Annotated in this window: 23 protein-coding genes and 2 tRNA genes; 13 read left to right on the top strand and 12 right to left on the bottom strand. The window is 57.3% G+C overall.

Annotated elements, in window-relative coordinates:
* Positions 1-15 precede the first annotated feature (15 nt).
* The gene (locus HMPREF2847_RS09895) at positions 16-555 is read right to left on the bottom strand and encodes a DUF3099 domain-containing protein (RefSeq protein ID WP_070601510.1); all 540 of its coding nucleotides are present in this window, start codon (positions 553-555) and stop codon (positions 16-18) included.
* Positions 556-729: 174 nt separating this feature from the next.
* Here HMPREF2847_RS09895 and HMPREF2847_RS09890 point away from each other — a divergent pair, with 174 nt between their 5' ends.
* From HMPREF2847_RS09890 to HMPREF2847_RS09875, 4 genes are all read left to right on the top strand, one after another.
* On the top strand, positions 730-978 hold the full coding sequence (locus tag HMPREF2847_RS09890) for a DUF3039 domain-containing protein (protein ID WP_070601509.1): 249 nt from the start codon (positions 730-732) through the stop codon (positions 976-978).
* Positions 975-2,720, top strand: coding sequence for a DEAD/DEAH box helicase (locus HMPREF2847_RS09885; protein WP_070767345.1), 1,746 nt, complete (start codon positions 975-977; stop codon positions 2,718-2,720). Before HMPREF2847_RS09890 ends, HMPREF2847_RS09885 begins: the two co-directional genes overlap by 4 nt.
* Positions 2,721-2,759: 39 nt before the next feature.
* Positions 2,760-3,200, top strand: a complete 441-nt coding sequence (locus HMPREF2847_RS09880) for a hypothetical protein (protein WP_070767346.1) — start codon at positions 2,760-2,762, stop codon at positions 3,198-3,200.
* A gap of 282 nt (positions 3,201-3,482) precedes the next feature.
* Positions 3,483-5,090 (top strand): SLC13 family permease, encoded by a 1,608-nt coding sequence (locus tag HMPREF2847_RS09875; protein WP_070601507.1) that lies wholly within the window; start codon positions 3,483-3,485, stop codon positions 5,088-5,090.
* 418 nt (positions 5,091-5,508) lie between these two features.
* On the opposite strand, the gene HMPREF2847_RS09870 is transcribed toward HMPREF2847_RS09875, so the two are convergent.
* Together HMPREF2847_RS09870 and ppgK are read right to left on the bottom strand one after the other, a co-directional pair.
* Complete coding sequence (locus HMPREF2847_RS09870) at positions 5,509-7,086, bottom strand: RNA polymerase sigma factor (protein WP_070852298.1); 1,578 nt, start codon at positions 7,084-7,086, stop codon at positions 5,509-5,511.
* Between the two features lie 396 nt (positions 7,087-7,482).
* Positions 7,483-8,238 (bottom strand): polyphosphate--glucose phosphotransferase, encoded by a 756-nt coding sequence (gene ppgK / locus HMPREF2847_RS09865; protein ID WP_070852297.1) that lies wholly within the window; start codon positions 8,236-8,238, stop codon positions 7,483-7,485.
* Positions 8,239-8,272: 34 nt separating this feature from the next.
* Between ppgK and HMPREF2847_RS09860 the strand changes: the two genes are divergently transcribed.
* Entirely contained in the window at positions 8,273-9,250 is a 978-nt protein-coding gene (locus HMPREF2847_RS09860) for an inositol monophosphatase family protein (RefSeq protein ID WP_187401060.1), read from the top strand.
* Positions 9,251-9,259: 9 nt separating this feature from the next.
* Here HMPREF2847_RS09860 and HMPREF2847_RS11355 read toward each other — a convergent pair whose 3' ends face one another.
* Positions 9,260-9,868: a LytR C-terminal domain-containing protein gene (locus tag HMPREF2847_RS11355; protein WP_168168382.1), complete on the bottom strand. Its 609-nt coding sequence runs from the start codon at positions 9,866-9,868 to the stop codon at positions 9,260-9,262.
* A 203-nt stretch (positions 9,869-10,071) separates the two neighbouring features.
* On the opposite strand from HMPREF2847_RS11355, the gene HMPREF2847_RS09850 reads away from it, so the two are divergent.
* Complete coding sequence (locus tag HMPREF2847_RS09850; protein WP_016422655.1) at positions 10,072-10,368, top strand: DUF4193 family protein; 297 nt, start codon at positions 10,072-10,074, stop codon at positions 10,366-10,368.
* Between the two features lie 108 nt (positions 10,369-10,476).
* Here the strand turns inward: HMPREF2847_RS09850 and HMPREF2847_RS09845 are convergent, their stop codons facing one another.
* Positions 10,477-10,953 (bottom strand): DUF3093 domain-containing protein, encoded by a 477-nt coding sequence (locus HMPREF2847_RS09845; RefSeq protein WP_070852295.1) that lies wholly within the window; start codon positions 10,951-10,953, stop codon positions 10,477-10,479.
* A 166-nt stretch (positions 10,954-11,119) separates the two neighbouring features.
* On the opposite strand from HMPREF2847_RS09845, the gene dut reads away from it, so the two are divergent.
* The 3 genes from dut to HMPREF2847_RS09830 all read left to right on the top strand — a co-directional run bounded on the left by dut (position 11,120) and on the right by HMPREF2847_RS09830 (position 13,870).
* Positions 11,120-11,572, top strand: coding sequence for a dUTP diphosphatase (gene dut, locus HMPREF2847_RS09840; RefSeq protein ID WP_070832304.1), 453 nt, complete (start codon positions 11,120-11,122; stop codon positions 11,570-11,572).
* A gap of 118 nt (positions 11,573-11,690) precedes the next feature.
* Positions 11,691-12,470 (top strand): DUF3710 domain-containing protein, encoded by a 780-nt coding sequence (locus HMPREF2847_RS09835; protein ID WP_070852294.1) that lies wholly within the window; start codon positions 11,691-11,693, stop codon positions 12,468-12,470.
* 134 nt (positions 12,471-12,604) lie between these two features.
* Positions 12,605-13,870 carry a class I SAM-dependent RNA methyltransferase gene (locus HMPREF2847_RS09830; RefSeq protein WP_070852293.1) on the top strand — a complete coding sequence of 422 codons (1,266 nt, stop codon included), beginning with the start codon at positions 12,605-12,607 and terminating at the stop codon, positions 13,868-13,870.
* Here HMPREF2847_RS09830 and HMPREF2847_RS09825 read toward each other — a convergent pair whose 3' ends face one another.
* Together HMPREF2847_RS09825 and HMPREF2847_RS09820 are read right to left on the bottom strand one after the other, a co-directional pair.
* Positions 13,871-15,172: an HRDC domain-containing protein gene (locus HMPREF2847_RS09825; protein ID WP_049193026.1), complete on the bottom strand. Its 1,302-nt coding sequence runs from the start codon at positions 15,170-15,172 to the stop codon at positions 13,871-13,873.
* Positions 15,173-15,212: 40 nt separating this feature from the next.
* On the bottom strand, positions 15,213-15,767 hold the full coding sequence (locus tag HMPREF2847_RS09820) for a DUF3000 domain-containing protein (RefSeq protein ID WP_016422661.1): 555 nt from the start codon (positions 15,765-15,767) through the stop codon (positions 15,213-15,215).
* Between the two features lie 170 nt (positions 15,768-15,937).
* Between HMPREF2847_RS09820 and hemE the strand changes: the two genes are divergently transcribed.
* The 3 genes from hemE to hemQ all read left to right on the top strand — a co-directional run bounded on the left by hemE (position 15,938) and on the right by hemQ (position 19,414).
* Positions 15,938-17,047: a uroporphyrinogen decarboxylase gene (gene hemE, locus HMPREF2847_RS09815; protein ID WP_049173035.1), complete on the top strand. Its 1,110-nt coding sequence runs from the start codon at positions 15,938-15,940 to the stop codon at positions 17,045-17,047.
* 105 nt (positions 17,048-17,152) lie between these two features.
* Positions 17,153-18,631, top strand: coding sequence for a protoporphyrinogen oxidase (gene hemG, locus HMPREF2847_RS09810; RefSeq protein ID WP_049173033.1), 1,479 nt, complete (start codon positions 17,153-17,155; stop codon positions 18,629-18,631).
* 84 nt (positions 18,632-18,715) lie between these two features.
* Positions 18,716-19,414, top strand: coding sequence for a hydrogen peroxide-dependent heme synthase (gene hemQ / locus HMPREF2847_RS09805; protein WP_049173031.1), 699 nt, complete (start codon positions 18,716-18,718; stop codon positions 19,412-19,414).
* 91 nt (positions 19,415-19,505) lie between these two features.
* Here hemQ and msrB read toward each other — a convergent pair whose 3' ends face one another.
* The 3 genes from msrB to HMPREF2847_RS09790 all read right to left on the bottom strand — a co-directional run bounded on the left by msrB (position 19,506) and on the right by HMPREF2847_RS09790 (position 22,136).
* A complete protein-coding gene (gene msrB, locus HMPREF2847_RS09800; RefSeq protein ID WP_048733231.1) occupies positions 19,506-19,931 on the bottom strand; it encodes a peptide-methionine (R)-S-oxide reductase MsrB in 426 nt (141 codons plus the stop codon).
* Positions 19,924-21,180, bottom strand: a complete 1,257-nt coding sequence (locus HMPREF2847_RS09795) for a glycosyltransferase family 87 protein (protein ID WP_222865028.1) — start codon at positions 21,178-21,180, stop codon at positions 19,924-19,926. Before HMPREF2847_RS09795 ends, msrB begins: the two co-directional genes overlap by 8 nt.
* Before the next feature lie 143 nt (positions 21,181-21,323).
* The gene (locus HMPREF2847_RS09790) at positions 21,324-22,136 is read right to left on the bottom strand and encodes a dihydrofolate reductase family protein (RefSeq protein WP_049193029.1); all 813 of its coding nucleotides are present in this window, start codon (positions 22,134-22,136) and stop codon (positions 21,324-21,326) included.
* Between the two features lie 103 nt (positions 22,137-22,239).
* On the opposite strand from HMPREF2847_RS09790, the gene HMPREF2847_RS09785 reads away from it, so the two are divergent.
* Positions 22,240-22,737, top strand: a complete 498-nt coding sequence (locus HMPREF2847_RS09785; protein ID WP_070438323.1) for a ferritin — start codon at positions 22,240-22,242, stop codon at positions 22,735-22,737.
* Positions 22,738-23,070: 333 nt separating this feature from the next.
* Here HMPREF2847_RS09785 and HMPREF2847_RS09780 read toward each other — a convergent pair.
* A tRNA-Gly gene (locus tag HMPREF2847_RS09780) sits at positions 23,071-23,143 on the bottom strand.
* Between the two features lie 27 nt (positions 23,144-23,170).
* A tRNA-Val gene (locus tag HMPREF2847_RS09775) sits at positions 23,171-23,245 on the bottom strand.
* Between the last annotated feature and the right edge of the window lie 96 nt (positions 23,246-23,341).

The raw sequence follows: 23,341 nt of genomic DNA, 5'->3' as shown, positions 1-23,341 counted from the left end.
AGCGGGGCGGAGGGGCTAGTTAGGGGAGCTTGACGACGGATCATCGTCTTCCGGCATATCGATGACATTTGCGTCATCGAAGGGATTTGAGGTGGTCTCGGTATCGGACTGCGGCGGTGCGTCGGTGTCTTCGGTACTGGCGGCAGAACCGAGCGCGCGCATCTCCGCTTCCTTGAGGGCGCGCTGGCGCTGCTGCTCCTCCCATTTGCGGTTTTGCTCGCGTACAACTCCTGGCTTGTAGACGCGCGGTTTGCGCTTGTCAGCGGGTTCTCCAACGCCATTGGCGATGACAACCGCGATCCACGGCATGGGTACGGAGACGACCATGAGAATCGCCGCAATCCACGGCACATCCCACCACAGGTAAAAAGCGCCGGAAAGAAGTAGCAATGGAATGCGAGACCATTGCAGGGCCGCGTAGACGTGGCGGCGGTGGTCATAGTTGCGAATCCTTGAGCCGCGGGCGTCGGTAATCAACGCCGCGTCTTTCTTGCGTCGCCGGGAACTTCCGCGTTTCGGCAGCGCGGAGTCGCGACGGTCATTGATTCGCGCCATGGTTGTCTAGCATACGCCTGTGGCGTGGGGGTGTCTCAACTAGCTATGCCCGTTGCAGCTGCATGCTCGCGTAGTCGCAGCGGTGTTGTGGATGGCTGTGGAAGGTAGCAGTCAGCAGCGGCCAGCACCTGGGTCGCTAGGCATAATTTGACCAATGGGGCACAATTGGAATCTGTGAGCACTCCATTGAAGACGACAAAGACGATTGAACGCACCGATACCCGCGTCGATGAGTCGACGAGGGACGACACTCCGAAGTTCTTCCATTACGTCAAGAAGGACCAGATCGTGAGCTCCGCGGTCAACGGCTCCTACGTCGTTGCTCTGTGCGGTGAAACCTTCCCAGTGAAGAAGTCGGCGAAGCCGGGTTCACCGGTATGCCCTGACTGCGAGCGGATTTACAAGTCCCTGCGTCGCAAGTGAGCGGGCTTCGTAAATGGCAGCAGGAGGCCCTCGACAAATACCTGGCGACTAACCCCAAGGACTTCCTTGCAGTGGCGACACCGGGCGCGGGTAAGACGACCTTCGCTCTGCGTATCGCCAGTGAGTTGCTGTCGCGGCGGATTGTCGAGCGCATTATCGTCGTAGTGCCTACTGAGCACCTGAAGGTACAGTGGGCTGCCTCTGCTGCTCGTTCGGGGATTGCGTTGGATCCCAAGTTCTCCAACGCCAAGGGTGTGGTAAACCCTTCCTACCAGGGAATTGTTGTGACCTACGCCCAAGTCGCAGTGCATCCGTTCAAGCACCATGCGGTAGCTACCGCTCGTCCGACATTGGTGATTCTGGACGAGGTGCACCACGGCGGTGATGCCAAGAGTTGGGGCGACGGCATTTCTGAGGCCTACGGCGATGTCGAACGCCGCCTGTGCCTAACCGGTACGCCGTTCCGCTCCGATGACGCGGCAATTCCGTTTGTTCGCTACTCGCCCGATGGCGATGGTTACTCGCGCTCCGTCGCTGATTACACGTACGGCTATTCCAATGCGCTTGCCGACGGCGTCGTGCGCCCAGTGGTCTTTTTGGCGTACTCCGGTGAAGCTCGCTGGCGTGATAGCGCGGGTGATGAGTTCGCTGCGCGTCTGGGTACCGTGATGAGCCCAGAGGAGACCACTCGAGCTTGGCGCACCGCGCTTGACCCAAAGGGTGAGTGGATGCCGTCGGTGCTGCGGGCAGCGCACACCCGTCTCTCGCAGATGAGGCAGCATATTCCCGATGCCGGTGGCCTGGTTATCGCCTCCGATGCGGCAACTGCCCGTGCGTACAAGCGCATTCTCGAGCAGATTGCCTCCACACCGGTGGCGTTGGTGCTTTCGGATGAGCCTGGCTCGTCGGAACGCATTAAGACCTTCTCCGAGTCCACCGACGAGTGGATGGTGGCTGTGCGAATGGTCTCCGAAGGCGTGGACGTGCCAAGGTTGGCGGTCGGCGTGTACGCGACTAGTTCCTCGACTCCGCTATTCTTCGCGCAGGCTATTGGACGATTCGTGCGAAGCCGCATGCCGGGGGAGACTGCGTCCGTCTTCTTGCCGTCGATTCCGGTGCTGCTCGACTTAGCCTCGCAGATGGAGGTGCAGCGCAACCACGTGCTCGGTAAACCGGATCGGCCTTCGGAGGGCTGGGAAGATGACTTGGTCGCCGAAGCCAACCGGCGTAAGGATGAGCCCGACGAACTACTGCCGGCCTACGAATCCATTGGCGCGGATGCTGAACTCGACTACCTGATCTACGACGGTTCCTCCTACGGCACCGCAACCGTTGCCGGTTCCGCTGAAGAAGCCGACTACCTTGGCTTGCCTGGGCTTCTCGACGCTGAGCAAATGCGACTCTTGCTGCGTCAGCGGCAGGACGAACAGCTTAAAGCCGCCAGTGCCCGAGAGAAGGAAGCCCGCGAGGAGGCGAGGGAATCGTCGTCAAGCGGAGGCGAAGGCGGCGCGATCCACCGCATTGAGGGATCGGCGTACCCGAGGCCGCAGAAGGTGGCCAGTGAGGTGTTGCCGAAGTTGCGGAAGGAACTCAATACGCTGGTGTCGATGACGGCGGCGCGAACCGGTAAGCCACATGGTCAGGTGCATAACGAGGTTCGGCGCGCCTGTGGTGGCCCGCCGACTGCGCTGTGTACAGAGGAGCAGTTGCGCGATCGCATTAGCTACCTGCGTAATTGGTAGGGTTTCAAGCGAACTGAGCAATCTATGGTGGAGAGAAGAATGTCGGCAAGCAGTGATAAGTCGAGGCCGTCGGAATTGACCGGCGGTGGTTTGTTGGCTGTACCAGGCAATGACAGTCGGACTATTGGCGTGCTGGCACTAATCTTTGGTGTCGGCGGGCTCTTGATGTCCTGGATGATCGTTGGTGGCATCCTCGGTGTCTTTGGCATTGTTCTGGGCATCATCGCGATGGCGAAGGCGTTGAGCGCGAAGAAGCGCGTGCAAGCTGCTGGGGGAGACGCGGTCATCAGCGGTTCGTTCGGATTGGGCGTTGTCGGCATTGTGACGGGCATTGCAGCCGTCGTGGTGTCGCTGATGCTGTACTGGTCGACATCAGACGCGATGTCGAAGTGCGAGAAATTCGAGCGCACCTCTGGAGAGTATGCCGAGTGCATCTCTAATCAGATGGGGACTGACCAGCCAAAGAAGCAATCGGAGTGAGTTCGGACGCGAAGTCAATGGCGGTGTTACTTTGTGCCCGGAGTTTTCGGTTCATGCCAGATGCGCAATGAGGAAATGAGCTAACCCCGTAATCCACCCCCGAAGTCCAACTGCCTGCAGTTTCGGTCGGGGGTTTCTTAGTGAAATCTCATATTGGGCCGAGTGTTGGTAATGATATTGGTGTCAGAAAGTACCCACATTTGGCATCCCCTACATGCGGTTAACGTTTGAACATGCGTGCAATACAGGATGTCTGCTGATTATTAAATAGGAGCGTGAATCGTGGCAGCGACATCTACGCGCGACAACTCCCCGGAACTGTCACCTGGCCAACAAGACCGTGGTTACCTCAGCCGGGAGCTTTTCCGTAAGCGCACCGGTCTAGGACTCGGTATCATCCTGTCCTTGCTCGTGTACTTCTTTATGCCGGCTGAGCTCGATCACAACCTGCGTGCAACCGCAGGTGTAGCAGTGCTTATGGCCGTGTGGTGGATGTCCGAGGCTATCCCGATTGCCGTTACGGCTCTGCTGCCGCTGGCGCTATTCCCGATTCTCAACCTCGCGGAGATTAAGGATTTCTCGGGCAAGTACACAGACCCGACCATCTTCCTCTTCATGGGCGGCTTCCTGTTGGCACTGGCGATGCAGCGTTGGAACCTACACAAGCGTGTCGCATTGTGGGTCCTGGTGTTCATGGGGTCGTCACCAAAGATGCTGATTCTAGGCTTCATGGTGGCTACTGGCTTCCTGTCGATGTGGGTATCCAACACGGCCACGGCCGTGATGATGCTGCCAATCGGTGTGTCCGTGCTGAGCCTGATTGTCCGAATGCTGCACGATGAGAAAGTTGCTGCAGAGGATGCGGGATCTGCGAGTGAATCGGTCGCCGAAACCCCCGGTGGAGATGCGCTGGAGGAGGCGGAGGAGTCGTCGTCAAGTTACGACCCGATGCCAAAGTCGAACTTCGGTATCGCACTGATGCTGGGTATCGCTTACGCGGCATCGATTGGTTCGTTGGGCACGATTATTGGTACTCCGCCGAACGCGATGCTGGCGGCCTACATGGCGGAGCAGGGTGTCAACATTGGGTTTGGCCAGTGGATGCTGCTGGGTGTCCCGGTGGCGGTTGTGCTCATGCTCTGTGCATGGTTCCTGCTGACAAGTGTTCTGTTTAAGCCGGAGATTGCGCATATCCCAGGCGGGCGCGAACTGATGCGTGACGAGCTCAAGCGTCTCGGCCGTATGTCGGCGGGTGAGCGTCGCGTGCTCATGGTGTTTATCGCGGCTGCGCTGGCGTGGGTCTTTGTTCCGGTGCTGCTGCCAGACACCAAGATTGCCGATGCGGTAATCGCGATGACGGTAGGTATTGCACTGTTCCTGATTCCGGGTGGCCCTGATGGCGTGAAGCTCATGCGCTGGGAAAATGCGTTGGAGCTGCCGTGGGGTGTGCTGCTGCTGTTCGGTGGTGGCCTGGCGCTGTCCTCGCAGTTCGGTGCCTCTGGGCTGTCGGACTGGATTGGTGAGCAGCTGTCTACCCTCGGCTGGATGCCCGTGGCTGCACTCGTGGTTGTCGTCGGCGCCGTTGTGCTGTTCCTGACCGAGTTCACGTCTAACACCGCGACGGCCGCGACCTTCCTGCCGCTGGTTGGTGCGATGGCAATCGGCTTGGGCCACGACCAGATGATCTTCGCTGTTCCAGTTGCACTGGCGGCTACTTCGGCGTTCATGATGCCGGTTGCAACACCGCCGAACGCCATCGCCTACGGCTCCGGCTACGTCAGCATGGACAACATGGTCAAGACCGGTGTTTGGCTGAACATCGTTGCGCTGATTGTGATTTCTGTGGCTTCGCTGACGCTGCTGCAGTGGGTATTCGGCGTCGTGTACTAGCTGGGTATGTAGTAGCCGGTATTGGATGGTGGTCCAGTTTGCTGGACCGCCAGCGGACTGCTTCGCCTAGCGTTGCTTAGATGCTCCTTCGCCCCGTTCCACCTTGGTGGTTCGGGGTTTTGCTTTTTGCTTTTGCCTCCAGCCGGCCCTACGCCGTTCAGTCCGGCAGTAGATTCGTGCACATGGCAGCTAGTCCCACAATTGACAACCGTAAATATTACAGGCTGCAAATGTGAAACTGTCGGAGTTTATGACACTTTCAGGCCATTTCTGTGGGCCGTTTTGTCATAAACGCAGTCACTAACTCGCTAGCCCAGCCCCTGAAGAAAAAATCGGGCTCAAATAAGGGGTGAAACCTTATCCAGGCCCAATTTTCTGGGCTTAGCAGTTAGCCCAATTACGACTCCAGGTTAAAGCTTTACTCCAAGTAGTCACGCAGAACCTGCGAACGCGATGGGTGACGCAGCTTGGACATCGTCTTGGACTCAATCTGACGGATGCGCTCGCGTGTCACACCGTAGACCTGGCCAATCTCGTCAAGAGTACGTGGCATGCCGTCGGTAAGGCCGAAGCGCAGACGGACGACACCGGCTTCACGTTCGGAGAGAGTCTCCAGAACGTCGCCAAGCTGATCCTGGAGGAGCGTGAAGCTCACGGCGTCCACGGCGATGACTGCCTCGGAGTCCTCAATGAAGTCACCGAGCTGGGAGTCGCCCTCGTCACCGATGGTCTGGTCTAGCGAAATGGGTTCACGAGCGTACTGCTGAATCTCGAGAACCTTTTCCTCGGTGATATCCATTTCCTTAGCGAGCTCTTCCGGAGTGGGCTCGCGGCCCAGGTCCTGGAGCAGCTCACGCTGGATACGGCCGAGCTTATTAATGACCTCGACCATGTGAACCGGAATACGAATGGTTCGAGCCTGGTCGGCCATTGCACGAGTAATGGCCTGGCGGATCCACCACGTTGCGTACGTCGAGAACTTGTAGCCCTTGGTGTAGTCGAACTTCTCGACGGCGCGAATCAGGCCGAGGTTGCCCTCCTGAATCAAGTCGAGGAAAGCCATGCCACGGCCGGTGTAGCGCTTTGCCAGGGACACCACAAGACGGAGGTTGGCCTCGAGTAGGTGATTCTTGGCGCGCTGACCGTCGCGAGAAATCTCGCGCAAATCGCGCTTCTGAGCGTAAGCGATGCGCTCGCCGGCTTCCTTGGCCTCGTCAATCTTGTACTGCGCGTACAGACCGGCCTCGATGCGCTTAGCCAGACTGACCTCTTCCTCGGCAGTCAGCAGTGCGACCTTACCAATCTGCTTGAGGTAGGCGCGGACAGAGTCCGCAGAGGCGGTGAGGGCAGCATCCTTGCGGGCCTGACGCAGACGAGCGGACTCGTCCTCGTTCCAGACCTCGTCGCCCTCGTCCTCTTCATCCTCGTCTTCGTTTTCGTCCTCGTCGTCCTCTTCTTCATCGTCGTCGAGGTCGTCTTCTTCGAGGTCGTCGTCATCCAGATCGCCGTGAAGATCATCGTCTTCGAGATCATCATCCAGATCCGGGTCGTAGTCCCGCTCCTGATCCAAGTCGTGGTCGAGTTCCTCGTCCTCGAGCTCTTCGTTCTCAGTTGCGTCGAGAGCCTGCGCGTCCTTCGCCTTCGCTGCAGCAGCCTTTGCCGCAGTGGCCTTCGCGGCCGTTGTCCGCTTAGTTGCCTTCTTGGCTGCGGCCTTACGTGTGGTCTTCTTAGCGACCGACTTCTTAGCCGCCTTCTTCACGGTCTTCTTGGCCGCTGCCTTCTTAGCGGTCGCCTTTTTCGCCGCAGTCTTGGTAGCAGCTGTCTTTTTGGCAGCCGTCTTCTTGGCAGCAGTTTTCTTCGCGGCAGTCTTCTTTGCCACGGTCTTCTTCACTGCTTTCTTGATGGCCTTCTTTACAGCCTTCTTTGCAGGAGTAGCTGAACCGGTGCCACTCCCGGTGGATTGGTCCTGAGCTTGCCCCAGTTCGTTGCCTGCCACGAACGCCCTTTCACGATGTACGTTGTGTGCGCCGCCAAAGCCGCCGCCAGCTTCTCTCGGTCAGAGAGAAGCTCAACGCGCCAGTGGTGCGCCTTTACTTCGTCTGCAGCCAGCTAGCTGAATGGGAAACATTCAGAGCTGGCCTTTTCGTGCCACGGTCATCAGTGTTGCTTTTCTGGCTCCTAGCGAAGAAGTAATCGGTGAAAATCCTCATCGAAGCAGTGCGCCGGAATTCGATTTTCCCAATCCTCCTCGAGCCTGTTGATTATTCAACCTTGCCGTGAGTCAACTTCTTATTGTAAACCAATTCTGAAAACCGCCGCCACGGGGCATGGGTTCAACGACCTGTCACGCCCGCCCCGTAGGCACCGATCCCCACCCAAGAAATGAAACTGCTTAAGGGTAAATCCCCTGTTCAGCAGCAAAGGCGGCGCCAGCGATACCCGCATTATTATCCAAACTTGCGGGGACAACTGGAGTCTTACATGTCAACCGCCGAATCCACTTTTCGTGTTCGCGACTGATTCCGCCGCCGACGATAATCCGTGACGGCCAAAATAGTGCTTCGTAGGTCTTTAGGACCTTGCTCACGCGCTCAGCCCACTCTTCGAAGCCGAGCCCCTCCACATCTTTAACTCGCGCGGACGCAAAGTGTTCGGCCTCCATGCCATCGATGACGAGGTGGCCTAACTCCGAATTGGGGTAGAGCAGTCCATCATGAATAAGTGCGGAGCCGATGCCGGTACCAAAAGTCAGTAACAACACGGCGCCAGTCTTATTGCCCGGATCGCCAAACTGGACTTCAGCAAGGCCGGCAGCGTCAGCGTCGTTAAGCACGTGCGCCTTGTTGTTGGGCAGGTACTTAGCGAAGAGCTCTTGGCAGTTCGTATTAACCCAAGAATCGTCAATATTGGCGGCCAGCAAGGCAATCTGATTCTGTACGACGGACGGAATCGTGATGCCGACATCGGAATCCCACTGCGCAATGTCCACAATTTCTGCAATGGTCTTCGCAACTGCTTCCGGAGTCGCCGGCTGTGGCGTGAAAATTTTAATGCGGTCGCCAATAAGCTGCCCAGTATCAAGGTCCACGCGGCCACCCTTGATTCCGGATCCTCCGACGTCGATGCCAAATCCAATTCGTTGTCCCATAGCTCAAATTGTACGAAACAGACACAATGGGGGCATGAGCATTAACTCGCGTGGCACCGAACAACTGGCTAGCAGGGCGGATAATAGGGGGTTTACGGCACCGAATAGCCGCGGGGCCGTGCGGCCCAGCGTCAGGGAATTGCGTGATCGCGCGGTACTTATCGCCCGCACAGCCGCAGCGCATATCGCCAGTCGTCGGGTCGAACTCGGCTCCGATGGCGTTTTAGCAAGTTCCGAAACGAAGTCCTCAGCTGTAGACCCCGTCACCGTCGTCGATCGTGAATCTGAGGAGCTCATTCGTTCGCTCATCAAGGCGTTTAGCAGCTCCGACCGCATTGTGGGCGAAGAAGGCGGGCTTGACGACGGCGCGGGCTCTCTAACGCAAACTACTGACGCGTCCGAAGCGGTGACTTGGATTGTAGACCCCATCGATGGCACAGTGAATTTCCTCTACGGACTGCCCAATTTTGCTGTGAGTATCGCCTGCGCCGTAGGCGATGAGGTAGTGGCGGGTGCAGTGGCAAATGTGTCCTCGGGAGAGGTTTACAGTGCAGCAAAGGGAGAGGGCGCTCAGGTTTCTCGGCGGGACGGCACTGTGCAGGCACTTAGTTGTTCCCCAACGGCCGAGCTGGAAAAGGCACTTGTGGCAACGGGATTCAGCTATTCCGCTAGTCTCCGGCAGGTGCAGGGCCGGATAGCGTCGCAATTGCTAGGGGAGTGTCGAGATATTAGGCGCATGGGATCGGCGGCGCTGGATTTGTGCATGGTGGCGCACGGCCGTGTTGATGCGTATTACGAACACGACATCAAGATTTGGGACTATGCAGCAGGTTCTCTGATTGCGGCTGAAGCAGGCGCAAGAATCAGGATTCCTGAATTCACTCAGTGTGCCAACGCTGCTGGACGGCCGGAGGGAGACCCCCTCGACTTCGGTGTCGGTGCGGCGAATCCTGACGTTGCCGATGCGTTCTTCGAGGCATTGGATGGTGCGACCGCGAAGGCTAGGAATTAGTTCGTCGGTCTAGGAGCAGGTGCTCGAGCCTAACGAGCTCAACCCCTCTAAGTCGGCCTGTTCGCCACGGTTCAATGCGGACATCGCTCCTTCAACCTGGCTGGCTACTTCGAGGTCCTTAAACCCCTTACCCAACGACACATCGACAGTTGCATCCGGCCGACCATCGTGGATGAGCTCAAAACAGGGGAAAAGAGCGTGAAGCGCTGCGGCGTGGCCATTGAACTCCTCGCCATAACGCAGCTGGCCAAAGCAGCTGAGATCCTGGTTTTCCACAATAGGGTCGTTACCGTAGGGAACCTGCTCATCGAGAACAAAATCGAGCTGCCGCAATTGCTCGGCGACGGTTGTGGCCTGGCCGACTTTGCCGTTGGCGTTATAAACGCGCACATGAACATCCGACGGCGGAACGATGTGTTCTCCGATTAGCGTGGTGGAGGAAACCGGGGTGCCAGCCGCGGGGAGGGAACAGGACACAGGATAACTTGCCGGTTGGCTGCGGAATGCCAATATCCACAACGTAGCCGCAATCACTACAGCAACTACGGAAACCACCACGTAGGGAACAATTTTTCGTCGATGTGATGCGCTCGAAGTGCTCGCGGGGCCTGAACTCATAGCCATCATGTTATCGTCTCCTCGGCTAATGGGCATAGAAACCTGTTTTGGCCTGCAGAGATGACAGAATGCGTGAATTGCCTTAATATCCGCTGAGAAAGGCACTGGAGAGTACAGGGTGTCAATCGTCTCAGCGCGTTGTATTCTCCGAGAAAAAGTCAGTTCACAATGTCTAGCAAAGGTCCGGAAAGAAGGTTTGGGACATGGCTGTAAACTACGATGCCCCGCGTACTCGTGAAACCGAAGAGCTGGAGACCGATTCCCTCGAGGGCCTTCAGGCTGCATCTGCTGAGAAGGAAATCGACGACACTGACGACGGCGAAATTGTCGAGCCGTTCGAGTTGCCGGTCGCCGACATCGCGGGTGAAGAATTCGATATGGATGTTGCCCCGAAGGGGGAGGATGAATTCACCTGTGGCTCCTGCTTCATGGTGATGCACCGCTCGATGATTGCAATTGATAACGGCGATGGTTTCCCCATCTGCCAGGACTGTGCTTAGTCCTCACACAACCGGGATAACTTCCTAGGAAAAGGAAAACCGCCACTGCCACGGCTATGGCGGCGCGGGGCCGTCGGAAAGCGTGTAGCGGCGGTGAGAGATTGTGACCTAGCGGTCGAAGAGACTGTCGAGTAGTGCCTCGGGGCGGCGGGTGGACACCAGCCAATAGGGGGTAGGGTCGTCCGGATCGTCGAGGACTAGCAGCACCATCGTGGGAATCCACGTGTGCGTAACCAGGAATGCTGCCGGATCGAGCTGACGGCCCAACGCATTGCGCTGCGCGGACTTCGGGACCACTAGGGATTTTGCAACAACCGATGCTGGCAGAACTGCCGTGCCAGCGTGAAGCCAGCGCTCACCAGTGCTATCCACTTCCACGGACACCGTAGTCTTCGACATAGTCAACAGCACCCACACGCCCACGGCCAGGCAAATAACGCCGCCGATGACAAGCCAAATCGGTGAGCGGTTAAAGCCAATCTGGGCCGTACATACAAAAACGGCGAGAGCGCCGAGTACCCAGAACCACCAAGGAACCCAGAGCTTTTCGGAATAGACAATCGATGAATCTCCGCTCGAGCTCATTGTTATTGCCGCATCTTCAGAGACGGATGCTGAGCTGTCGTCGCGACGAGGCTGCAGGTTATCTTTTCCACTCACGGTTATCCATTCTAGGGCACGGCTATGCTCGGTACTGACAAGGCCGAAGTGCGGTTCTTAACAGACGCGACAGCGAAGGATATACAAAGAGATGACTTATGCCCCGGTGCAAGTGAAAAAGCTCGCTAAAGACGCAGTGATTCCCCAGCGTGCGCATGCCGATGATGCCGGTGTGGATTTGAGCTCAGCGGAGGATGTCGTCCTAGCACCCGGGCAGCGGGCACTCGTCGGAACCGGTATTGCCATTGCCTTGCCGGCGGGCACAGTGGGATTGGTTCATCCACGCTCTGGATTGGCTTTCAAAAAGGGGCTTTCCATCGTCAACGCTCCCGGCACGATCGATGCCGGGTACCGTGGTGAGCTTAAAGTCTGCCTGATCAACTTGGACCCCACCAACGCGGTGGAGATCGCCAAGGGTGATCGAATCGCACAGTTGGTTGTGCAGAAGGTCGAGCTTAGCCCGCTGCTGGAAGTCGATGAACTCGATGAAACTGAACGCGGTGCGGGTGGCCACGGGTCAACCGGAGTGTCCACGACGCTTTAAAACGTCTCTGACAGCGCGAGAACCCCATCAAGTGTGGTTCAATGCGTGAAGAGCTCAATAAAGCGTTTACAAAGGCGTATACAAAGATTTCTTTTTAGCGAGGTGTCAATAAACCACCATGTGGCCATTTGGAAAGAAGAACCAGCCAGAAGAACCAGCTGCCGAGGCAGAGGCCGTTACCACCGAGTCTGCGACGCCAGCTTCTGAGGAAGCTGCCGCAACCCTGCATGACGACGCGTCGGAAGTCGCCGCGGAGAATGCACCAGCAAACGGCCCCTTCGATGTCAACAGCGCTAGCCCGACGCAGTTTGATTTTTCGGACTTCGCGAAGGCCAGTTTGAATCTCGGTTCGATGCTGCTGCCTATTCCTCACGTTGGTGATATTCAGGTGGAGATGGGGCCGACAGGTCCAACTATGCTGCACGTCGCCACTGAGCATGGCCGTGTAACTCCTGTAGCATTCGCTGCTCCGACGTCGGGTGGCCTCTGGGAGGAGTCTGCTCAGGAAATCAAGGACGGTCTTGAGTCCGATGGCCTCGATGTCCACGTCGAACAGGGGCCGTGGGGTTCTGAGGTCGTTGGCCGCACCTCCGATATGGAAATGCGAATCATCGGCGCCGACGGCCCGCGTTGGATGCTTCGCATGACGGCCTCCGGACCGGCTGATCGGGCGGAGAAACTTGCGGATCTCGCCCGCGGTCTCCTTGCCCGTAGCTTCGTCTCTCGCGGTGAGAACCCGATGCCGGCAGGTCAGCCGCTTCCGGTTACGCTGCCGTCCCAGATGGCCGAGCAGATTCGTCAGGCATACCAGCAGCAGGCCCAGGCTGCTCAAGCTGAAGGTGAACCTGGGCAGGTGCCGGGCGCTACTGGTATCAACCCGGATGGCTCCACTAATTAGTTTGGTCAACTCGCCAGCAGAGAGAATCTAGCTGCTTGACCAGTTAGAAGAGGATTTGCTAGTGCTACTGTGCACTGCCCGCCGCCGTCACCCGACGGCGGCTTTTCTCTTGTCAGCGGGTAGTATCACACTGCGTGAACATCGAAGTGACTATTGACCGTCCCGCTGCCGGCGGAGAATTCATTGCCAGCTATGACGGACGTATCGGTTTCGTCACCGGCGGCATCCCCGGCGAACGCGTTGTTGTCGAGATTGCCAAACCTGATGCCAAGCTGTGGCGCGGCAATGTCGTTGAGGTTCTGGATGCCTCAGAACATCGAGTTTCGCAGCGTTGCCAAGCAGCTCAGCAGGGCGCGGGTTGTTGCGACTGGGGTTTTATTGATCCTGAGCACGCGGCGCGTCTCAAGGCTGATGTCTTGACTGATTGTCTCCGCCGTCTGGGACGTTTCACCGCCGACGAGCTGCCAGCTATCGATGTCGTTCCACTTGCGCCCACTTCCCACTGGCGAACGCGCGTGCGGCTAGGTGTGGATTCCCAGGGGCGAGCGGGGCTGCGGCGTTCTCGTTCCCACGATCTTGTCATCGGCTCCGAGTGCGTCCAAACAGTTCCCAATCTCATCGCTGGCTTTTCGACGGCCGGAACCATCCCTGTTGCTAAGCCTGCTCGCGGTCGAGGGAGCAAGAAGCCGAAGCCAGGAGAACTCCATGTGGCCATGGACACGGAGGGTAACCGAAGTGCTGTGTACGTTTCCGGCAGCGGCAGGAACCGCAAGCAAACGTTGATTGAAGGCGAGCCAACTACACAGCACACCGTTCACGGAATTACTTTCGATGTGCCGACGACCGGTTTTTGGCAAGCCCATTGCCATGCCCCTGAGTTCTATGGATCGCGCATCATCGACCTGTTGGTTGGTCAGTCTTTCTCCTGCGGTTGGGATCTTTACGGTGGCGCAGGCGTTCTGTCGGCGGCACTGCGCAAGCTAGTTGACGCAGAGGGTTCAATTCTCTCTGTCGAGGGTTTTGCCGCGGCCGCGACGGCGGGGCGCAAGGCTTTCACTGCAGCTGACCACAGTGGAAATGCGTCGCCTGCGGCACCAGTCCGGTACGTAACCGGGGATGTCACCAAGGTAGTGCGCCGCGAAGTTGCTAATGCGGAAACACCAAACCCGGATATCGTCGTTCTCGACCCTCCGCGCTCCGGTGCTGGTAAGGATGCCATTGCCGCTATTGCAGAAGCCAAGCCACGCACGGTCGTACATTTCGGTTGCGATCCGGCGACTTTTGCCCGCGATGCCCGGTACTGGGCTGACTACGGCTACGCGTTCAAACACCTCGAGGTCGTGGACGCATTTGGTCTAACGCATCACTTTGAAACCATCGCGGTGCTGGAGCAGCTGTAGCTAGAGTGGCTGCCGCATGGGCGCAAGAACGTTGGCGCCGATCACGTCGGCAAGCAAATGTGCCTGCCATGGGCGGAAACCCTGTTCGCTGAGGTGAGCGGAGATTTCGGTAACGGCTGGCAGGCCGCCAGCGTAGTTGTCGTGGTGGCGGAAAACGAATGAGCCGACTGCGCGGCTGTGAATCCACCACACCAGTTCACGTGTCTGCGCGGAAGTGATGAGTGTATCTTTGCGCAGATGTATTTGGGCACAGACGTTGTCGATGCAGTCTCGCGTGGTTTCGAAAATCTCGGCGGCTTGTGGGGCATGTTCAGCCCAACGCCGAAAGTGGGGCATCTGGTTGGGAGCCTGCTTCTGGGGCTTCGGCCATGACGACCTGGGTTCCTGACGGGCTTCATTAACGACCTTCAACCAAGCGTCCGCAGCACCGCGACGGCGACGTGGAAATCCACGGATTGCAGTCAGTTCACGCTGCGTACCGGGGAGTTGTTCTGCGATTGTACGTAGAACGCTGTGACCCATGACGTGTGTTGGGGAGACATCACGGCGCTGCGCGATTTCGTCACGCTCAGTCCACAGTGCACGGGCGACGTGAAGTTGTTCGGGAGTGCGCAGCTTCCCAATCCCTTTGAGCCCCTGCCACGAGTGTCCGACGTGCAGACCATCGAGGTATTTACGGTTTAGAGCGAGTTCGCGTTCGCATTCCTGTTCCAGCCATTCCAAACGGTCGAGCTCAGTCAGCGCCTGACAAAGAACCTCGGCGAGTTCGATGAGCAGCTCGACATCCAAGGCTGCGTAGTCCAGCCAATCTGCTGGCAGTGGACGAGTAGACCAATCCTCTCGACCGTGCCCCTTGGCAAGTCCAACTCCGAGGAGTCGCTCTGTCAGAGCTGCTAAGTTGACTCGCTCCAGGCCGAGAAGGCGGCCGGCCAGCTCAGTGTCAATGACTTTGGTGGGGTAGAGACCCAGAGCTGCGAGGCAGGGAAGGTCAGAATGAGCGGCGTGAATAATCCAGGTCAGGTCGTTGACTGAGGAACCGAAAACGGCCATCGCCTTGCGACCATCTTCGGGATCGATGAGAAAGGTGCCCGCTCCACGGCGGCGAAATTGAAGCAAGAAGGCGCGGTCGTCGTAGCGATATGCCGAAGCTCGTTCAGTATCGACTGCGAGCCAACCGTGTCCTTTGGCCAGCTGCTCACCGGCGTCAATAATGTCGTCGATGGCAGAAAGCACGCGTGGAGTTCCCTCGGCTGGGGCAAGTCTTACTTCTACGTCGGGACTAGTTTCCACGTCGGAGCTCATCGCACGCCTCTTCGGTCGTCGGTATCAGCAGTCGCCGGTATCAGCCCAGCAGGGAAACGCCGACGGGTGGCAGACCAGCGACGTTCGCTAGTACCTGAGCGAAGGATTCAACGTGGGTGCGCAGGTCGGTGCCACGAGCAGTCCACGATGCGCGCATTTCTAATTGAAAGGCCTGTGGCTTGCCGCCGATCTCGCCATAGCGGACAGAGTTCGTAGTAGTCACCGTGCCACCCAAGTTCGACAGTTCGGCGTTGTTCTCAGCCAGAGCCTCGGTGAGCCATTGCCAGGCAACCTGGGGAAGCAGCGGATCTTCCGCGAGGGAGGCGTCCATATCCGCCTGGATGTATGCAACCAAGCGCATGTCACCGTCCCAGGTTTCCTCACTGCGGGGGTCATGGAGCAAAATTAAACGACCAAAGGCATCGTCGTCCGAGGACTCGGGGACGATATCAGCTTCGGGCTGCGTGACCTCAAGCGAGACAGCGTGGCTAAACGGTGCCAGCTTCTGCGGTGGCCGAACGGTGCCCAGAGCAATCTCAGGTCGCAGTTCAGCAGAGTGCATTGACTGGACCGCGGCGCGGAAGTTCTGTGGCATTGAATCGGTTCCATTCACGCGCCTGAACTTAGCCATATGACGCTTGCGTTAGTGGGAGGCGCGCCGAAAAGAGAGGGAAGCGACCAAGCGGTTCGTTGAAAACGCACCGTAGGGCGAGCGATTTCCCTGTTTTTAGTACCCCACACATCAATTTCTAAGGTAAGTGGGGCATGATTGTCCGTATGAACAATCGTCGCACTTTGACTGATGCCCCGATTCTTGATGCAGCTTACGGTCGAACTCCGTCGCGCCGCCCGGTGTGGTTTATGCGGCAAGCTGGTCGTTCACTGCCTGAGTACCGTGAGGTGCGCAAGGACATCGGTATGTTGGACTCTTGCTTCCGCCCGGAACTGCTCGCTGAGATTACTATGCAGCCGGTACGTAGGCACGACGTTGATGCTGCGATTCTTTTTTCCGATATCGTCGTGCCGCTGAAGGCTGCGGGTGTCAACCTGGATATTGTTCCTGGCCGCGGTCCAGTAATGGATACTCCGGTGCGCTCGGAAGCAGACATCAAGGCTCTACCGGAAGTCACGGAAGAGCAACTCGCTCCGGTGGCCGAGGGTATCGGCCTCATTCTGCAAGAGCTGAATGATACCCAGGCACTCATTGGTTTCGCCGGTGCACCGTTCACCTTGGCGTCGTACCTGATTGAAGGCGGTCCATCCCGCAATCACGAGCGCACTAAGGCGCTGATGCACTCGGACCCTGAATTGTGGGATCACCTGATGCAGAAAATCACTCCGATGGTGATTGCTTTCCTGCGCGCGCAGATTGGCGCTGGTGTGGACGCTATTCAGCTCTTCGACTCCTGGGCTGGCTATCTCACCGAGCGTGATTACCGCCGCTTTGTGTTGCCGTACTCGAAGGAAATCTTCCAGGCTGTCGCCGACGCCGGCATTCCGCGCATCCACTTCGGTGTGGGCACCGGCGAGCTTCTCGGTGCGATGGCTGAAGCCGGCCCAGAAGTCATGGGCGTCGACTGGCGCGTGCCACTGGACGTTGCTGCCAACCGCATTCGTGCCACGCTTTCCGACGTTCACCGAGGCGCAGACCCGGCGGAAAACAGCCTTGCATTGCAGGGCAACCTTGACCCGGCGATTCTCTTTGCCGGTGAAGATGCAATGACCCAAGAGATTCAGCGCATCTGCTCTGAGGCGGACCGTGCAATTAAGCGTGGTGACGCCCGTGGACATATCTTCAACTTGGGTCACGGGGTGCTACCGAATACCGATGCCGACGCGATTACGCGCGCCGTTGAGATCATTCACGCAACGTAAAAGCCGACGCAACAGGCGTGTAAAACACGCACTAGCTAATTTCCTACAAGTCTTATCGACCGTGCCCGCTCGAGGCGCGGGCATAGAGAAAGCGTACGAAATACCGTGGTTGCACAACCTTCTACCATTGCCGTCATAGGTGGCGGTATCTCCGGCCTGAGCGCAGCGTATGAGTTGCGTAAAAAGCTCGGACCCGCCGCAAGAATTATTGTCATCGAGTCCAGTGCACAGGTCGGCGGCAAGCTGAAGACTCGACCAGGAGCTAACGGCCCTCTTGAGGCGGGCGCTGAGGCGTACCTGGCGTTCCGTCACGATGCCACCGATTTTTTCAAGGAACTCGGGTTGGCAGATCAGCTAGTCGCCCCTTCGGGGCTGCCTTCCAAGCTCTACATTGGCGGTGAACTCAAGGACCTTCCGCGTAACACGGTCACCGGTATTCCAGGAAGTTCAGAAGGGTTGGGCTACCTCCTCAGCGAGGCCACCCTCGCCAAGATTGATGCCGAGTCGAACCCCGAGCTCACTCCAGCCTTGCACTGGGTACTGGGTGACGACATGAATGTCGGCCAGCTGGTCGCGGCGCGGCTCGGTGAGGAAGTCGTTGACCGCATCGTCTCCCCGCTGCTCGGGGGCGTCTACTCAACCACCGCATACGATCTGGGTCTGCGTGCGACCATCCCACAGCTGGCGGCAGCGCTTGATGAAATGGCTAGTGTCGGTGACCATGTCAGCCTCACCGGCGCTGTCCAGCGCGTTCTGGAAGCACGTAAGGAGGCGCAGCAGGCGCGTCTGAGTAGTGAGGCTGCGACAGATTCGACGAAGACGAAGCGACCGGTGGTCTTCCAAACGTTCCGCGATGGCTTCGAGGTTCTCTACAACACGCTTGTCGACGAATCGGGAGCCGAACTCCTCTTGTCGACGAAGGCTACTGGTCTGCGCCAGCATGACAACGGCTTTGAGGTGACAGTGGAACTGCCGTCGGAAAGCGGCACGAGCATTAGCACTATCGACGTCGACGGTGTTGTCGTGGCGGCACCTTCTGCAACCACATCGGAGCTGTTGAGCAATCTTGCGCCAGAGGCGGCCGAGCTCATTGGTGGGGTAGACACGTCGAACTCGGCGGTGGTCGGTATGTGTTTCGACTCGTCGGAAGGACTGCCGGAGATCAACGGCGTGTTGTGCGAGATTGGTGCTGACCTGTCCGCGAAAGCTTTTACAGTGTCGTCCCGGAAGTGGCCACATATTGGTGAGCGCTACGGTGCCGTTGTGAGGGCAAGCTTCGGCCGTTTTGATGATGACTCGCACGTGCATCGTAGCGACGAGGACCTCATCGCCAGGGCAAAAGCAGATTTGGCTAAGGCGACTGGCTTTGATGCCGAACCGACAGCGGTTTTCGTCCAGCGTTGGTGGGCGGGGATTCCACGCTTCGATATGGGGCATGGAGGCCTGATGGATTTTGCTCGCCAGGATTTGGCCGAGGTGCCTAAGCTTGCAGCAACAGGGGCGTGGCTCAGTGGCCCGGGCATTCCGGAATGTATCTCCAACGCCAAGGCTGCGGCCAGCAAGATTGCTGCGGAGCTGGCATAAAGCTGCGAGATTGGTGCTGAGTACGAAACTGGCGCTGACCCATCGTTTTTAAACAAACCTTTCAACCGAACTAGGAGACAACTAATGACCAAGCTCGATTTCAAGAAGCTCAACGACACCATCCGCTACACCATGTGGTCTGCCTTCAAGGTGACCCCAGGTGCACTCGGTGATAACCGCGAAGAGGCAGTGGCTAAGACCAAGGAATTCCTGGCTCGTTACGAAGACACTGATCTGATCATCCGTGGTTTCTACGATGTTTCGGCCATGCGTGCTGAAGCCGACTTCATGTTCTGGATCCACGCAGAGAAGCTGGAAGACCTGCAGGCGTTCTACAACGCCTTCCTGCGCGAGACTCCGCTGGGCAAGGCATCCACTCCGCACTGGTCGAACGCTGCGCTGCACCGTCCAGCTGAGTTCAACAAGTCGCACCTGCCGTCGTTCATCATGGGTGAAGAGCCGGGACGATGGATTGCGGTTTACCCCTTCGTTCGTTCCTACGACTGGTACCTGCTGGAGCCGACCGAGCGACGCCGCATCCTTGCTGAACACGGTATGGCCGGTCGTGACTACCCGGATGTGCGCGCCAATACTGTCCCGGCGTTCGCACTCGGTGACTACGAGTGGATCCTTGCATTCGAGGGGCCGGAGCTCGACCGCATTGTGGACTTGATGTGGAAGATGCGTTACACCGAGGCTCGTCTGCACGTCCGCGAAGAGATTCCGTTCCACACGGGACGTCGCGTCGATGACATCGCAGAGATCATCAACGTTCTGCCGTAGCTCACGCAATCAACGAGAGAATCAGCAGCGCCGCTGGTCAAGCCCCGTTAACTGACGGGATTTTGACCAGCGGCGCTGCTTCTCTATCTAGTTATTCAGCCGTCTTGTCCGGTTCGAGCGTGAGTGAAATTGAATTGATGCAATAACGCAGGTCGGTCGGAGTATTGTATCCCTCACCCTCAAAGACGTGGCCGAGGTGAGACTTGCAACGACTGCACAGCACTTCGGTACGGACCATACCGAGGCTGGTGTCTCGGCGCTCAATAATCCGGTCTCCAGCTAGTGGAGAGAAGAAGGATGGCCAACCGCAGTGAGAGTCGAACTTCTCGTTCGACCGAAACAGCTCGTAACCACAGGCCCGGCAGCGGTAGACACCTTGAGTCTTGGTATCGGTGTACTCACCGGTGAAGGCGCGTTCAGTACCTGCCTGACGCAAAACCTGGTACTCCGCGGCACTGAGGCGTTCGCGCCATTCTTCTTCGCTCAGATTCCAGTCTTCGCTATGCGAATCAACCATTCTGAATAGCCTCCTCAGACTTGAGATCAGATTCCTGATTAGACTTCCTGCCTGCTATCTTCCAGTCGCTCAGCCAGCTGAAGCCGGATGCAAAGCTACGCCCATTGACGGCATCCACAATCGTCATTCGAATGAGTGCTGCCGTGATGGAGAGAATAAGAACGGCCCATCCAATACCGCCGATTGCAACCGTGAACCACGGGAAAAAGAGGTCATCTTCATCAATCCACCAATTGGCGTAGAAGAAACAGAGTACGACTCCGAGTCCTGCGCCCCAATTCAACATGACTGTCGAACCAATATTTCCTTCATTGTCGCGAGCCAAAACCAATGGGCGAAGCACGGTGAGAACCATTGGCAAGAGCGTCATCGAGTAGTACTGCTGGCCCAGGCTGGAAAGGAAGAACGCGCCGGTGAAGAGAACTCCGGAAGTCGTAGCAATCCAGAATTTCTCATCCCTTTCGAGCCAGCGAAGAAGGAGCACGACGGATACCAAGACGAAAATGCCGAAAAAGATCTGCCACAGCAAAATCAGGGTCGGATGGGCACCTAGCCAAACAAGCTGTCCAGTCAGTGAAGCATTTGCAAAGTCACGGACAACTCCCAGGTAGGGGACGGTGATATCTAGGTAGTCACGTGGTTGGACCATGAGCGGCCACGCAATGACATTGGCTGCAATTACCACTCCGATACTGGTCAGTACCGTAGAGAACTGCCTGCGCATGAACGGTAGGAACAGCATTGGCAAGAAAACAGGTTTAATGGTGATTGCGATACCGATGATCAGGCCGGCCAGGATATTGCGCCGCTCGGTCAGAGCAATAAAAAACAGCACTAATGCAAGGAAGAGTGAACCGTTGACGTTCGTAAAATCAAGGGTGTTGGTAACGGGTTCCGTGAGGTAGAGCAGTGCTATCGACGCTGGAATGATGGGGCCAGAGCGCGCAATACCAAGCCACCTCAGCAGCAATACAATTGCCGCAATGATTGCAGCTGACTGAAACACCGCAAACCAGATTCGGCCCGATTCAAGCGAGCCGAACAAATCAATCGGGGCTAAAAGTAGGGTAGCGCCTGGGGAATACAGATAGTGCGGATCGGCTGTTACGTAGTCTTCCGAATAAACGGGTACCTGCGATACGAATCGATTAATTGCCGACCAGACGGTCGTAAAGTCATCTGTGCCAGAAACGTCTTTCGGCAAAACCCAGGTGCGGTGAAAAATCACCACAGCTGCGATAGGCCACAAGAAAGCGCTGAGTCCTCGCGACACGTGCCGAGACAGAGGGCGTGGAGCCACCGAATTTGTCTCTGGCGTGTCCTTGGACGTTTGCGTTAATGCCGTTGCGCTTGCGCTCACGTCGATTTTTGGTTTACTCACAATACTCCACCCTACTGGGTGAAGCTGCGGGAATAGCGTAGGAAGATGTGTGAGTCGGAACGTAGGATATCCCGCACTTCAAAAGCCTGCGGGTTCGTCGAGTTCGAGTCCTCATCAGGGTCGTTCTCGCCGAAAGTCAGGGGGCCGTTACCCACCCACATCGGCGACAATGTCAGGAACAGTTCGTCGACGCACCCCTTTTTGAATGCTTCTCGATACATCGTCGATCCACCCTCTACGACAATGTCCCGATACCCATGTTCAGCCAGCCACGTTAACGCCGCTTTTACCGAGGGGTTAGGGAACTTAACGACGCGAGCCCCGGCCGACTCCATCTTTTTAGCTTTGTTCTTGTGAGCGGCTCTTGCCTCTTCATCATTAAAAGCATCTTTAGTCGGGGTGAAGATTATCGGAGGATTGACTTCTGCATTCGCGAAAAAGTCAGATTTTATATCTAAATCCAACGAGCGCGAAAGTGTGGACATCGCCACGTGCTCGGAGCGACCTAGCTTCTGTCGAACGGCCTCTAGGTACTCCGGTATCTCAACTGGCCCGTACCCCTCGGACGCAATGGTGCCTGTACCAACGAAAACGACGTCGGCAAGCGCGCGAAGCGTGTTGAAAACCGTGGCATCGGTGTCGTTGCCAAGCTGGCCAGAGGTGCCTTCGACGGCGCCGCGTCCGTCCAAGCTGGTGACGGCGATGGCCGTGACGGTGGAGGTGTTGTGAGACACCGCCGCTGTATCATGTGTCGTTTGCGCAGGTCGAGAAAGAAACTGCAGAATTTCGTCGGTCGATGGGCTTACGGAGGTGAGTGTAGCCATACCGCCGAGGTTAAGCCGACGATTGCAGAATAGGCAAGGCCTGGCTTATAAGGGAAGTATTATAATCGTTGTCATTTATAAGGATTGGACTTATAGTAGGGGCATGCGACTAACAGATACTCTTGAGAAGGCATTCAACGACCAGATCACTATGGAGCTCACCGCTTCCCACGTCTACCGCCAGCTGGCAATCGAACTGGACCTGCTGGATTTCTCCGGCATGGCAGAGTGGATGCGTGCACAGGCGGATGAGGAAGTTGATCACGCGAACCAGTTCATCGCACACCTCGATGCTCGCGACAACCACCCGCAGATTGGTGCTGTCGACGCACCGGAGGTGAAGGTCACTTCCGCAATCGATGCATTCCGCATTGCTCTCGAGCATGAAGAGAAGGTTTCGGCATCTATCCGTAACCTCCGCAAGCTTGCTGATAGCGAGGGTGATCTCGACTCCCGCCCGCTGCTGGACAGCTTCGTGGTTGAGCAGATTGAGGAAGAGGACACCGTGCGTGGCATCATCGGTCGCCTGGAGATTGTTGGCGACAACGGTGCTGGCCTGCTGCGTATCGACCGGGAGCTTGGCGCTCGCGACGCAGCTTAACCTCGAGTTCAGTTCACAAATTTGATAGAAAAGACCGCTCCAGGGCTAAGTTCCTGGGGCGGTCATTTCTATTCGGCTGGAGTCTCAATCGATGGGCTCGGCGTCCAGTCAAACCTAAATTCGTGGAGCTGCCATGTGCTGATCATTCATAGTCCCAAGCGAGTGAGCTGCTCAGCAAAGCCCGCCGAATTGGAAAACTTGGCAGCCGAGACGCCCGGTGAAAGACATGTCTTGCTACTTAACACGGGGGAGCGGTACGGCTCAATGAAATTGGTTGCTTGACTGGGGTTAAACGAAAACTCCCTCCCGGATGCCCGGGAGGGAGTTAGTCTGAGCGGATGACGGGACTCGAACCCGCGACCCTAACCTTGGCAAGGTTATGCGCTACCAGCTGCGCTACATCCGCAAATACGTTCGCCCATAAGGGCTTACGTGGTGCGCGATACTAGGATTGAACTAGTGACCTCTTCCGTGTCAGGGAAGCGCTCTCCCACTGAGCTAATCGCGCTGGTGTAAAGCTATATAGAAGCTTTCAAGCGCAACCCCCTTCTGAGAGAAGGGGGCTTTGCACTGAGCGGATGACGGGACTCGAACCCGCGACCCT

This window comes from Corynebacterium sp. HMSC074C03 (assembly GCF_001838285.1).
Taxonomy (GTDB): Bacteria; Actinomycetota; Actinomycetes; order Mycobacteriales; family Mycobacteriaceae; genus Corynebacterium; species Corynebacterium amycolatum.
The sequence above is the reverse complement of the archived record's forward strand: the minus strand, read 5'-3'. Positions and strand labels throughout refer to the sequence as shown.